Origin of the sequence: Micrococcus sp. GPGPB33 (genome assembly GCF_037853785.1) — a bacterium.
Classification (GTDB): domain Bacteria; phylum Actinomycetota; class Actinomycetes; order Actinomycetales; family Micrococcaceae; genus Micrococcus; species Micrococcus luteus.
In genome coordinates this window covers 2,036,802-2,049,505 of the sequence record NZ_JAQMWO010000002.1, presented here as the reverse complement: position 1 = coordinate 2,049,505, position 12,704 = coordinate 2,036,802, and the positions used below count along the sequence as shown (strand labels likewise).

9 protein-coding genes are annotated in these 12,704 nt (G+C 72.9%); 6 read left to right on the top strand and 3 right to left on the bottom strand.

What is annotated here, in order from left to right:
* The first annotated feature begins 26 nt into the window (after nucleotides 1-26).
* From POD19_RS09715 to POD19_RS09700, 4 genes are all read left to right on the top strand, one after another.
* Nucleotides 27-665, top strand: coding sequence for a SatD family protein (locus POD19_RS09715; protein WP_044658956.1), 639 nt, complete (start codon nucleotides 27-29; stop codon nucleotides 663-665).
* On the top strand, nucleotides 662-1,426 hold the full coding sequence (locus POD19_RS09710) for a hypothetical protein (RefSeq protein WP_129866770.1): 765 nt from the start codon (nucleotides 662-664) through the stop codon (nucleotides 1,424-1,426). Before POD19_RS09715 ends, POD19_RS09710 begins: the two co-directional genes overlap by 4 nt.
* Before the next feature lie 80 nt (nucleotides 1,427-1,506).
* On the top strand, nucleotides 1,507-2,439 hold the full coding sequence (locus POD19_RS09705; protein WP_100058671.1) for a TerC/Alx family metal homeostasis membrane protein: 933 nt from the start codon (nucleotides 1,507-1,509) through the stop codon (nucleotides 2,437-2,439).
* A 16-nt stretch (nucleotides 2,440-2,455) separates the two neighbouring features.
* The gene (locus POD19_RS09700; RefSeq protein ID WP_069941287.1) at nucleotides 2,456-3,715 is read left to right on the top strand and encodes a TerC family protein; all 1,260 of its coding nucleotides are present in this window, start codon (nucleotides 2,456-2,458) and stop codon (nucleotides 3,713-3,715) included.
* A 53-nt stretch (nucleotides 3,716-3,768) separates the two neighbouring features.
* On the opposite strand, the gene POD19_RS09695 is transcribed toward POD19_RS09700, so the two are convergent.
* The gene (locus POD19_RS09695; RefSeq protein WP_036315316.1) at nucleotides 3,769-5,235 is read right to left on the bottom strand and encodes an alpha/beta fold hydrolase; all 1,467 of its coding nucleotides are present in this window, start codon (nucleotides 5,233-5,235) and stop codon (nucleotides 3,769-3,771) included.
* 32 nt (nucleotides 5,236-5,267) lie between these two features.
* Complete coding sequence (locus POD19_RS09690; protein WP_144820061.1) at nucleotides 5,268-7,901, bottom strand: DEAD/DEAH box helicase; 2,634 nt, start codon at nucleotides 7,899-7,901, stop codon at nucleotides 5,268-5,270.
* A gap of 42 nt (nucleotides 7,902-7,943) precedes the next feature.
* Between POD19_RS09690 and POD19_RS09685 the strand changes: the two genes are divergently transcribed.
* Nucleotides 7,944-8,867: a methyltransferase domain-containing protein gene (locus POD19_RS09685; protein ID WP_036338587.1), complete on the top strand. Its 924-nt coding sequence runs from the start codon at nucleotides 7,944-7,946 to the stop codon at nucleotides 8,865-8,867.
* 24 nt (nucleotides 8,868-8,891) lie between these two features.
* On the opposite strand, the gene POD19_RS09680 is transcribed toward POD19_RS09685, so the two are convergent.
* Nucleotides 8,892-9,572 carry an MBL fold metallo-hydrolase gene (locus tag POD19_RS09680; protein ID WP_036338584.1) on the bottom strand — a complete coding sequence of 227 codons (681 nt, stop codon included), beginning with the start codon at nucleotides 9,570-9,572 and terminating at the stop codon, nucleotides 8,892-8,894.
* Nucleotides 9,573-9,686: 114 nt separating this feature from the next.
* Between POD19_RS09680 and uvrA the strand changes: the two genes are divergently transcribed.
* A complete protein-coding gene (gene uvrA, locus POD19_RS09675) occupies nucleotides 9,687-12,671 on the top strand; it encodes an excinuclease ABC subunit UvrA (protein WP_144820062.1) in 2,985 nt (994 codons plus the stop codon).
* Nucleotides 12,672-12,704: the final 33 nt, after the last annotated feature.

Here is a 12,704-nt window from a genome sequence, read left to right as displayed (position 1 = left end):
CGTCATATCAGTGATAGTGTGACGCCATGAGCGCAGCACCCCCGGTCGCGGCCGTGATCGCGGACATCGTCGGCTCCCGCGCCCTCCCGGACCGGGAGCGCGCGCAGGAGCAGATCCTGGCCGCCTTCGCGGCCGCGGAACAGGACGTCCCGCCGCTGCGCCCCGCCTGGGCCAGCGTCGGCGACGAGTTCCAGGCGCTGCACCGCACCTGGCCGGACGCGCTCCGGCTGACCGTCCGCGTCACGCTCGCCCTGCCCCCGGGCCTCGACCTGCGCTTCGGGATCGGCCTGGGGCAGCGGCGGGCCCTGGACGCCGGCGGAGACGGCATCGAGGACGGCACGGCCTGGTATCGGGCCCGCGAGGCCGTCGAGCACGCGCACGAGCGGGCCGCCGGCGCCGCGACCGCCTTCCGTGCCGCGGACCCGTCCCTCACCGCCGCCGTGGACGGGCTCGCCCTGCTGCGCGACCACGTCCTCGGCCGGCTCAAGGCCCGCGAACGCCGGATCGCCGCAGCCCTGCTGGGCGGGGCGACCCAGGCGGAGGCCGCACGGGCGGAGCGGATCACGCAGTCCGCGGTGTCGCAGACCGTCGCGCGGTCCGGGATCGGCCGGCTGCTCGAGCTGGACGCCGAGCTCGCCGCCGCGGCGACGGAGGTCGCGCCGTGACCGCCCTCGCACTGCTCGCCCTGGGGCTGCACGACCTGCTCGACGCCGTCCTGCCCGGCGCCTGGCCCGCCCCACGGCGGCGGTGGCTCGCCCGGGCCGGCGCGGCCGTGGCCGCCGTCCTCGCCGCGGTGCTGGTGGCCGTGCTGGCGCCGACCGGCGTGGCCGTCGCGGTGGGCGGCGGCCTGGTGTCCCTCGGCCTGCTGATGGGCTGGACGTGGCTGCACCCGGACCGGCCGCTCGGGGTGGTCGCGGTGGTGGCCGTGGTCGGCCTGGTGGCCGTGCTCGAGTCGACCCTGGCGCCCGCGGGCCTGCGCTCCGCGCCCCCGGCCCTCACGCTGTTGGCGGTGGCGCTGGCCCTGACCGAGACCGGCAACCGGGTCACCCGCGCGGTCCTCGCCCTGGCGGGCCGGCCCGCCGACGGAGGCGACGAGGAGGCGGAGGACCCCGCGGCGGAGCCCACGACCGTGCCGTCCGCCGCGCCCACGGACCCCGCGGCCGACGGCCTGCGCGGCGGTCGCTACATCGGGCCCATGGAGCGACTGCTCATGGTCGTCCTGGGGCTCGCGCAGGCCTATCCGGTGATCGCGGCCCTGATGGCGGCCAAGGGCATCGTGCGCTTCCCGGAGATCTCGGCGGACCGCGGCGCCGGCTCGCGCGCGGAGGAGTTCCTCATCGGCTCCCTCGCCAGTTGGGGCCTGGCCGCCGCCGGTGCCGTCGTCGTCTGGCTCGCCCTGGGCCTGACCGCTCCCGGCGCAGTCTGAGACCGGCCCCCCGCGTCCGCGCGCGGGACCGCACCCGTCTAGACTGGCGCGGCCCCCACGAAAGGAACCCCTCCAAGGACGTGCTCAGTCCCGCCTTCGAGACCACGACCCTTGTGGTCCTCGGCGTCATCCTCCTGCTCGACCTGCTGTACGTCGCGCGCCGCCCCCACGAGCCCTCCATGAAGGAGGCCGGCCTGTGGATCGGGTTCTACGTGGCGCTGGCGCTGGTCTTCGCGGGGCTGCTCTTCGCGGGGCTGCTCTTCGCCCTGGGCGATGCGCAGCACGGCACCGAGTTCCTCGCCGGCTGGGTCACCGAGTACAGCCTCAGCGTGGACGACCTGTTCGTGTTCCTCATCATCATGGCCACGTTCCAGGTGCCCCGCCGCTACCAGCAGGAGGTGCTGATGGTGGGCATCATCATCGCGCTGATCGCCCGCGCGGTGTTCATCGCGGTCGGCGCCGTCGCCATCGAGCACCTGACGTGGGAGTTCTACATCTTCGGCGCCTTCCTGCTCTGGACCGCCTGGCAGCAGCTCAAGGACGACGGCGGGGACGAGGAGTCCGAGCCGGGCGTCGTGGCCCGCCTGACCCGCCGCCTCAACGTGGCGCCGGACTACGACGGCAACCGACTGCGCACCACCGTGGACGGCCGGCGCATGTTCACCCCCATGGTGGTCGTGTTCATCACGATCGGCCTGACGGACGTGATGTTCGCGGTGGACTCCATCCCGGCGATCTTCGGCCTCACCCAGAACTGGTTCATCGTCCTGACCGCCAATATCTTCGCCCTCATGGGCCTGCGCCAGCGGGCCCGACGACGCCCCGCTCCGCCCGCCGCGGGTCGGGGCGTCGTCGTGCGACCGGGTAGACTGACCGGCGACGTAGGGGAGTATCCCGAACACTGTGGACGTCAGCACGCCGCGGCCGCCGAGAGCGCGCCGCCGGCCGGACACAGGGGCCCGGGCCGCGGTCGCGGCGGGCGGAGAGACTTGCGGCACCGTCCTGACCCCTGACGCCGAGAGGTGACCCGTGGAAATCAACGGCCTGACCTGGGGCTTGACGATCGCGCTGATCGTCGGGCTCCTCGCGTTCGACTACTTCGCCCATGTCCGCAAGGCGCACACGCCGTCGATCCGGGAGGCCGCGATCTGGTCCGGCGTCTACGTCGGCCTCGCGCTCGTCTTCGGCCTCGTGTTCTTCGCCTTCGGCGACACCCAGCACGCGGTCGAGTACTACACCGGCTACCTGCTGGAGAAGGCGCTCAGCGTCGACAACCTGTTCGTCTTCCTGGTGATCATGGCCAGCTTCCGCGTGCCCCGCGACTACCAGCAGAAGGTGCTGCTGTTCGGCATCACGTTCGCGCTGATCTCGCGCACCTTGTTCATCCTGCTGGGCGCCGCCGTCATCGCCGCGTGGTCGGACGTGTTCTACCTCTTCGGCCTGTTCCTGCTGATCATCGCCGGCGGCCAGCTCAAGGGCGAGATGTCCGGCGACGCCGAGGGCGCCCAGGACGAGGCGGACAACGTGATGGTCCGCCTCGTCAAGCGGTTCCTGCCCGCCTCCGAGCAGTTCGACGGCGACCGCCTCTTCACGACGGTGGACGGCAAGCGCCTCATGACGCCGATGCTCCTCGTGATGATCGCGATCGGCGCCACGGACATCCTCTTCGCCTTCGACTCCATCCCCGCGATCTTCGGCGTGACCCAGGAGGCGTACATCGTCTTCACCGCCACGGCGTTCTCGCTCATGGGCCTGCGCCAGCTGTACTTCCTGATCGACGGCCTGCTCGACCGCCTCGTCTACCTGGCCTACGGGCTCTCCGCGCTGCTGGCGTTCATCGGCGTGAAGCTGATCCTGCACGCCCTGCACGAGAACAACCTGCCGTTCATCAACGGCGGCGAGAACGTGCCCGTCGTCGAGATCCCCACGACGCTGTCCCTCGTGGTCGTCGTCGTGATCCTGGCGATCACCGTGGCGATCTCCCTGGCCTCGCCGAAGGGCCAGGCCCTGCGGGCGCTGCAGAACGCCGAGAAGTACTCGTATCGGTACTCGAAGCTGGCCGAGGACGCCGACCCGGCCGAGCGCGAGCGCGCCGCCGCCCTGATGGACCGCTGGACGGCCCGGGCCGAGGCCCTGGACCAGCGCTGGCGCGACCAGCTGCTCGAGCACAAGGACGCGTGGTCGGCCATCATCCGCACGGCCCACGAGACCCGGCTCGCCGATCCCCGTGACGACGACGCGCGCGGGGTCTCCGAGCAGATCGTGCGACAGGACGGGCCCACCGTCTGAGCCGATCACGGCACCGGGGGAGTGCTCCGCCGGCGCCCGGGCCCCCGGGCCGGTCAGTCGACCGGGTCGGGGGCCGTCGTCGTCCCGGCGCCGTCCGCCGCGGTCATCGCCAGGAGCCGGTCGAGGATCGCCGGCCCGTCGTCGGCGATGCCGTCGTGGTGGAAGGCGTCGGTCTCCCACACCTGCAGGCCGCGGACGCGCCGCGCCGTCTCGAGCGAGAGGTCCCGGTCCACGTACACGTCGTCGGCGTAGACCGCGGCGGCCACGGGGACGGTGTTCTGCGCCAGGGCAGCCACGTCGTAGAGCGGGCCCCACTGCGTGCGCTCGGCGAGCAGCCGCGCCGTGCCGGCCAGGGGCCGCAGCCGGGGGTCGACCTCGACGGACCAGGGCATGACGTGTTCGCCCGTGGGCAGCGGGACCGTGGTCGCCTCCGGGTCGAAGTCCGGGTGCTCGGCGAGCATCCGGGACGCCGACCAGCCGGTGTCCGCCCGGCCGCCGGCCAGGTCCGCCGGCTGCGCGTAGATCGCCTCGTGCAGCACGGTGTAGAGCGGGTTGACGAGGCGGTCGTCCTGGTCGGCGACGGCGGCCAGGAACGTCTCGGACAGGCGCGGCGCGGGTCCGGTGCGGTCCACGGCCTCGGCGAGGACCCAGTGCAGGCGGTCCACGCGGGTGTTGCCGCCCAGCAGCATGCCCAGACCCTGGGCCCGTCCCACGGTGAGCGGCCCGCCGCCGGGCAGGGGGATCGGGGCGCCCGCGGCCTCGGCGGCGCGGATCAGCCCCACGGCCTCCGACCACGCGTCGCGGTCGGCCGGGTGCCGGTCGAAGAACTCCTCGGTGCGGGCGCGCATCCGGGCGTAGGTGGCCCGGTAGACCCGGTCGGCGTGGCCGGTGAGCGGGGCGAGGCCGCCGGTCACCAGGCTGCGCTGCAGGCCCTCCGGGTGGAAGGAGAGATAGCTCAGCGTGCAGAACCCGCCGAAGCTCTGGCCCAGTGTGGTCCACGGCCCGGCGCCGAGGGCGAGGCGCAGCATCTCGGCGTCCCGCACGATCGAGGGCGCCCGCAGGTGCACCAGGTGCTCGGCGCGCGCCTCGTCCGTGGCGAAGGCGCCCGGGGCGGTCAGGGTCGCCACAGTGGCCGGGGTCGAACGCCCCGTGCCGCGCTGGTCCAGCAGCAGCACGCGGTGGCTCTCGGCCAGCGCGCCGAGCCAGCCGCTCAGGCGCGCCGGGCGGGGCCCGGCACTGCCGGGGCCACCCTGGAGGTACAGGGCCCAGGGGCGCTCGCCCTCGGGGTCGTCCTTCGCCCGGATCTCGCGGGCGAAGACGGTCAGCGTGCCGCGCCCGTGCGGCCCGACGCCGGTGCCCGCCGCGTCCTGCGCCTCGGCCTCGGCGAGGCCCAGCGCGTGGTCGATCGGCACCGAGAACCAGTGGTCCACCGTGACGGTGCCGTCGTAGAGCTCGGTGCGCTCGCCCACGCGGTGGCGGGCCGGCTCGAGGGGAGCGAAGCCGCGCGGGTCGCCCGCCACGGGCCGTCCTGCCGCCCGAGCGTCCCCGGCGCTCACAGGCCCCACCCGGACTCGGGCGCGCCCACGGAGACCACCCGGATCACGGGATGGCCCGCCTCGTCGGAGGCGTCCAGGTCGACCACGGCGTTGATCCCGTGGTCCAGGTCCCCGTCCGGGTCCTTCAGGACCTGCCGCACCGCCCACCAGCGCGGGCCGGCCAGCTCCAGCGGGGCGGCGACGTCGGGGGCCGCGGCCACGCGGAACAGCTCGGGGCCGCGCGCGGCGGGGCCGTCGTCGATGTCCTCGTGGTCGTCGAAGTAGGCGTCGAGGGCGTCGGCCCAGTCGTCGGCGGACAGCTCGCCGGACAGGCGCGCGAGCGCCTCGTCCCGCTCGTCGCCGAACAGGCGCACCCGCTGGAACATCGCGTTGCGGACCATCACCCGGAACACGGGCTCGTTGTCCGTCAGGCGAGGCGGGGCCGGCGGCTCGAGCGCCTCCATGTCCCGGCGCAGCTCGTCGATGTCCCCGGCCACCAGGTCCTCCCACTCCTCCAGGAGGGACGAGTCGGTCTGCTTCACCATCTCGTCGAGCCAGTCCAGCAGCACCTGGAGCTCCTCGGTGCGGGCCGCCTCGGGGACGGTGTGGCGCAGTGCCTTGACCGCGTCCGTGAGGTAGCGCAGCAGCACGCCCTCGGACCGGGCGATCCCGTAGAACCGCACGTAGTCGCCGAAGCCCATGGCCCGCTCGAACATGTCGCGCACCACGGACTTGGGGGTCAGCTCGAACTCCGCGAGCCACGGGGCGTCCTGCCGGTAGAGCTCGAACTGCTGCTCGAGGAGCTCGGCCAGCGGCCGCGGGTGGGTGATCTCGTCGAGGGCCCGCATGCGGTCGTTGTAGTCCATGCCCTCGGCCTTCATGGCGGCCACGGCCTCGCCCTTGGCGTGCTTGACCTGGGCGGAGAGCACCTGGCGCGGCGGGTCGAGGGTCGCCTCGATCACGGAGACGACGTCGAGCGCGTGGTCGGGATCGGCCGGGTCCAGCAGGTCGAGCGCGGCGAGGGCGAAGGGGGAGAGCGGCTGGTTGAGCGCGAAGTCCGGCTGCAGGTCCACCGTGAGGTCCACGGTGCGGCCCTCGGCGTCCGGCTCGGGCAGACGCTCGACGACGCCCGTGGCCAGCAGCTCCCGGAAGATCCCGAGCGCGCGGCGCATGAGCACCGCCTGGCGGGCCGGGGTCTCGTGGGTGCCGCGCAGCAGGCGCCGGACCGCGATGACCGGGTCGCCGGGCCGGTCGAGGATGTTCAGCAGCATGGAGTGCGTGATCCGCATGCGGGAGACCAGCGGCTCCGGCTCGGCGGAGACGAGGCGCTCGAACGTCGCCGGCCCCCACGAGACGAAGCCGGCCGGCGGGGTCTTGCGCTTGCCGGACTTCACGGACTGCTTCATGCGCTTGGCCCGCTCGGCCTCGTCCTTGACGTTCGCGAACTTCGCGGCGGCCTTGCGCTCGGCCGCCTTGTTCTCGATCACGTGCTCGGGGGCCTGGACCACCACGGTGCCGGAGGTGTCGAAGCCGGCCCGGCCCGCCCGGCCGGCGATCTGGTGGAACTCGCGGGCCTGCAGCAGGCGGGTCTTCTCGCCGTCGAACTTGGACAGCGCGGTGAGCAGCACGGTGCGGATCGGCACGTTGATCCCGACGCCGAGCGTGTCGGTGCCGCAGATGACCTTGAGGAGGCCGTCCTGGGCCAGCTTCTCCACGAGGCGGCGGTATTTGGGCAGCATGCCCGCGTGGTGCACGCCGATGCCCGCCCGGACGAGGCGGTTCAGGGTGTGCCCGAAGCCCGCGGAGAAGCGGAAGCCGGCGATCCGCGCGGCGATCGCCTCCTTCTCCTCCTTGGACGTCACCGAGATCGAGGACAGCCCCTGGGCCGTCTCCACGGCGTCCAGCTGCGAGAAGTGCACGATGTACACCGGTGCCTGGTGGGTGCTCACGAGCTCCTCGACCTTCTCCTGCAGCGGCACCTCGGACCACTCGAACGTCAGCGGGATGGGGCGCTCCGCATGGGCGACGACGGCGACCTCGCGCCCGGTGCGCTCGGTGAGGTCCGCCTCGAGGCGGGTCGTGTCGCCGAGGGTGGCCGACATGAGCAGGAACCGGGCCTGCGGCAGCTCGAGGAGGGGGACCTGCCAGGCCCAGCCACGGGAGGGGTCCGCGTAGTAGTGGAACTCGTCCATCACCACGGTGCCGATCTCCATGCCCGAGCCCTCGCGCAGCGCGCGGTTGGCCAGGATCTCGGCGGTGCAGCAGATGATCGGCGCGTCACCGTTGACGGTGGAGTCACCCGTGACCATGCCCACATTCTCCGCCCCGAACACGTCCACCAGCGCGAAGAACTTCTCCGAGACGAGCGCCTTGATCGGCGCCGTGTAGTAGGAGACGGCGTCGTGGGCGAGCGCGTCGGCGTGTGCGGCCAGCGCCACCAGGGACTTGCCGGAGCCGGTGGGCGTCGCCAGGATCACGTGCTTGCCCTGGACGAGCTCGAGGACGGCCTCCTCCTGGGCGGGGTAGAGCGAGATGCCGCGGTCCTCGGTCCAGGCCGCGAAGGCCCCGAAGACGTCGTCGGCGTCCGGGGTCGGCGGGAGCGCGTCGATGCGGTCGGTCAGCGAGGGCGGGTTCGTGGCGGCAGAAGTCATCGCCCCCAGGGTATCGGCCGCTCCGCGCGATACGGTGCCGCCATGAGTCAGATCGCGCCTGAGAGCCCGCATCCGGACACCGACGCCGTCGTGGGGGACGTGACCGGCCGACAGGGCGGGGGGTTCACCTGGGATCCCGCGCAGTACGAGGGCTTCGCCGAGCATCGCGCCCGCCCCTTCCACGACCTGGTGGGGCGCGTCCGCGCCGAGGCGCCGCGCGTCGTGGTGGACCTGGGCTGCGGCCCGGGGACCCTGACCCGGACGCTAGCCGAGCGCTGGCCGGACGCCGAGGTGATCGGTCTGGACGACTCGCCCGCGATGCTCGAGCGGGCCCGGGAGCAGGCCGCCCGCACGGGCACCCCCGCCAACCTGCGCTTCGAGGCAGTCGACGCCTCGCAGTGGCGCCCGTCGAGGGCGACGGACGTCGTGGTGTCCAACGCGATGCTCCAGTGGATCCCGACGCACCGTCGCCTGATCCGGCGCTGGCTCGGGGACCTCACGCCGGGGGCCTGGTTCGCGGCGCAGATCCCGCGGCCCTACGAGCAGCCCTCCCACGCGGCGATCGTGGCGCTGGCCGAGGACCCGGCCTTCTCCGAGCCGCTGCACGGCGTGGCCACCACCCGCACCGTGGCGCCGCCCGAGGAGTACACGCGGCTGTTCCTCGAGGCGGGGTGGTCCCCGGTCGTCTGGGAGACGGAGTACCAGCAGGTGCTGACGGGCGAGGACCCGGTGTTCCGGTGGACCTCCGGCGCGGCCCTGCGACCGAGCCTGCAGGCCCTGGCCCGCTGGGACGCCGAGGAGGGCTCCGCCGAGGGCGCCGGGCTGCTCGAGGCGTTCGTGGACCGGTACCGCGCCGCCATGCGCGAGGCATACCCGCCGGTGCCCGGCGTCACGGCCGACGACGGCGGCCCGGTCACGATCTTCCCGGCCCGGCGCCTGTTCATGGTGGGGCAGAAGCCGGCCTGACGCCGGGCCCGCCCGGGCGGGCCGTCACCAGCCGCGCTCGGCCCACTCCGGCAGGTGGGGGCGTTCGGCGCCCAGGGTCGTCGAGGCGCCGTGGCCGGGGTGGACCACCACGTCGTCGTCGAACGCGTCGAAGATCCGTTCGGTGACGTCCGTGAACAGCTGACGGAACCGGCCGTCGTCGCCCTCGGTGTTGCCCACCCCGCCCGGGAAGAGGGAGTCGCCGGTGAAGAGCACGGCCGGCTCGTCCGCCTCGGGGCGGCACACCAGCGCGATCGACCCGGGCGTGTGGCCGCGCAGGGCCAGCACCTCGAGCCGGAGCCCGTCCACCCCCACGATGTCCCCGTGGCGCAGGCGCACGTCGGGGGCGACCCCCGTGGCCTCGGCGATTGCGTCGGCGTCGTCCTCGCCGGCCGCCGTGCGGGCCCCGGTCAGGGAGGCCAGCGCCGGCAGCGCGCGCACGTGGTCCCAATGCCGGTGCGTGGTGACGATCATCTCGAGGCGCGGCTCGCACGGGGTGTCGTCCGCGGCCGAGGCGATGAGGTCGCGGATCGCCTCGGCCTCGGCGGCGGCGTCGATCAGCACCTGCGCCCCCGTGGTCTTGGAGGTGAGCAGGTACACGTTGTTGTCCATCTCCGACACGGAGCAGGCGCGCACCGTGACGGCGGGCAGATCGTGCAGGAGGCGGTTCCGGGCGGTCTCGGGCATGCGCAACAGTGTACGGACGGGGCGGCGACGCGCCAGGGCGGGCCCGGCCCGCGGTCGGTTCGCCCACAGGCGAGACCCCGGTGTCGTATCCGTGCCCGCCCCTATGCTGGCCGCGTGCCCAAGAACTCCTCCACCACCGTCTCCTCCGCCGTCGAGGCCCACCCCGGCGGCCTCGCCTCCGGCCCCGGCGGCGCGCGCTCGGGCGAGCGGGACCGCATCGTCGTCCAGGGCGCCCGCGAGCACAACCTGAAGGACGTGGACGTCAGCTTCCCGCGGGACGCCATGGTCGTGTTCACGGGCCTGTCCGGCTCGGGCAAGTCCTCCCTGGCCTTCGACACGATCTTCGCCGAGGGCCAGCGACGCTACGTCGAGTCGCTCTCCTCCTACGCCCGCATGTTCCTGGGCCGGGTGGACAAGCCGGACGTGGACTTCATCGAGGGCCTGTCCCCGGCCGTGTCCATCGACCAGAAGTCCACCAACCGCAACCCGCGCTCCACGGTGGGGACCATCACCGAGATCTACGACTACATGCGCCTGCTCTGGGCGCGCGTCGGGGTGCCGCACTGCCCGCAGTGCGGCGAGCCGGTGAGCCGGCAGACCCCGCAGCAGATCGTGGACCAGCTCGAGGAGCTGCCCGAGCGCACCCGCTTCCAGGTGCTCGCGCCCGTGGTCCGCGGCCGCAAGGGCGAGTTCGTGGACCTGTTCCAGGACCTGTCCACGCAGGGCTTCGCCCGCGCCGTCGTGGACGGGGAGACCGTCCAGCTCTCGGACCCGCCCGTGCTGAAGAAGCAGGTCAAGCACACCATCGCCGTCGTCGTGGACCGCCTGGCCATGAAGGAGGGCATCCGCCAGCGCCTCACCGACTCGGTGGAGACCGCCCTGAAGCTGGCGGACGGCCTCGTCGTCGCCGAGTTCGTGGACGTGGAGCCGGTCGCCGAGAAGGGCAGGAAGAACACCGCGGAGTTCGGCGGGCGGGACGCCGAGGGCAACCCCCGGTACCGCTCGTTCTCCGAGAAGCTCTCCTGCCCCAACGGGCACGAGCAGACCGTGGACGAGATCGAGCCGCGCTCGTTCTCCTTCAACAACCCGTTCGGCGCGTGCCCCGAGTGCACCGGCATCGGCTCCCGCCTGCAGGTGGACCCGGACCTCGTCGTCGCCAACGACGAGCTGTCCCTGCGCGAGGGCGCCGTCGTGCCGTGGTCGCTGGGCAAGTCCACCTCGGACTACTGGCTGCGCGTGCTCGGCGGGCTGGGCAAGGAGATGGGCTTCTCCCTGGACACCCCGTGGAAGGACCTGACGGAGGCGGAGCGCGACGCCGTCCTGAACGGCAAGGACTTCAAGGTGGAGGTGACGTTCCGCAACCGGTTCGGCCGCGAGCGCCGCTACACCACGGGCTTCGAGGGCGTCATCCCCTACGTGATGCGCAAGCACGGGGAGACCGAGTCGGACGGCGCCCGCGAGCGCTACGAGTCGTTCATGCGGGAGATCCCGTGCCCGGCGTGCCACGGGGCCCGCCTCAACCCCACGGTCCTGAACGTGCTCGTGGGCGGCCTGTCCATCGCGGACGCCACCCGCCTGCCCATGCGCGAGGCCATGGAGTTCTTCTCGGGGCTGCGGCTGACGGACCGGGAGCGGCAGATCGCGGACCAGGTGCTCAAGGAGATCCTGGCCCGGCTGGCGTTCCTGCTGGACGTCGGCCTCGAGTACCTCAACCTCGAGCGGCCGGCCGGCACCCTCTCCGGCGGCGAGGCCCAGCGCATCCGCCTGGCCACACAGATCGGCTCCGGGCTGGTCGGCGTCCTCTACGTCCTCGACGAGCCGTCCATCGGCCTGCACCAGCGGGACAACCGCCGCCTCATCGAGACCCTCCTGCGCTTGCGGGACCTCGGCAACACCCTCATCGTCGTCGAGCACGACGAGGACACGATCGCCGAGGCGGACTGGATCGTGGACATCGGCCCTCGCGCGGGCGAGCACGGCGGCGAGGTCGTGCACTCGGGCTCCCTGGCGGATCTCAAGGCGAACACGCGGTCCGTCACCGGCGACTACCTCTCCGGCCGCCGCTCCATCGCGGTGCCGGAGCGGCGTCGCGTCCCGGAGAAGGGGCGCGTGCTGACGGTCCGCGGCGCCCAGGAGAACAACCTGAAGGACGTCTCGGTGGAGGTCCCGCTCGGGGTCCTCACGGCCGTGACGGGCGTGTCCGGCTCTGGCAAGTCCACGCTGATCAACGAGATCCTCTACAAGGTCCTGGCCAACCGGCTCAACGGCGCCAAGCTCGTGCCCGGCCGGCACCGGTCCGTGGAGGGACTCGAGCACCTGGACAAGGTGGTCCACGTGGACCAGAGCCCCATCGGGCGCACGCCACGCTCCAACCCCGCCACCTACACGGGCGTGTTCGACGCGATCCGCAAGCTCTTCGCGGAGACCCCCGAGGCGAAGGTCCGGGGCTACCAGCAGGGCCGGTTCTCCTTCAACATCAAGGGCGGGCGCTGCGAGGCGTGCGCGGGCGACGGCACGCTGAAGATCGAGATGAACTTCCTGCCGGACGTCTACGTGCCGTGCGAGGTGTGCCACGGGGCCCGGTACAACCGGGAGACGCTCGAGGTCACCTACAAGGGCAAGAACATCGCCGAGGTCCTCGACATGCCGATCGAGGAGGCCGCGGACTTCTTCAGCGCGTACACCCGCATCTCGCGGTACCTGGACACGCTCGTCGACGTCGGTCTGGGCTACGTCCGCCTGGGCCAGCCCGCCACCACGCTCTCGGGCGGCGAGGCCCAGCGCGTGAAGCTGGCGGCCGAGCTCCAGAAGCGCTCCAACGGCCGCACCATCTACGTGCTGGACGAGCCGACCACGGGGCTGCACTTCGACGACATCCGCAAGCTCCTGCACGTGCTCCAGTCCCTCGTGGACAAGGGCAACACGGTGCTCACCATCGAGCACAACCTCGACGTGATCAAGAGTGCCGACCACGTGATCGACCTCGGCCCCGAGGGCGGCTCCGGCGGCGGCACGATCGTGGCCACGGGCACGCCGGAGGAGGTCGCGCGCGCCGCCGAGAGCCACACGGGCCGGTTCCTCGCGGAACTGCTCGCGTAGCATGGACCCCGCCCACGCAGGACGCGGACGAAG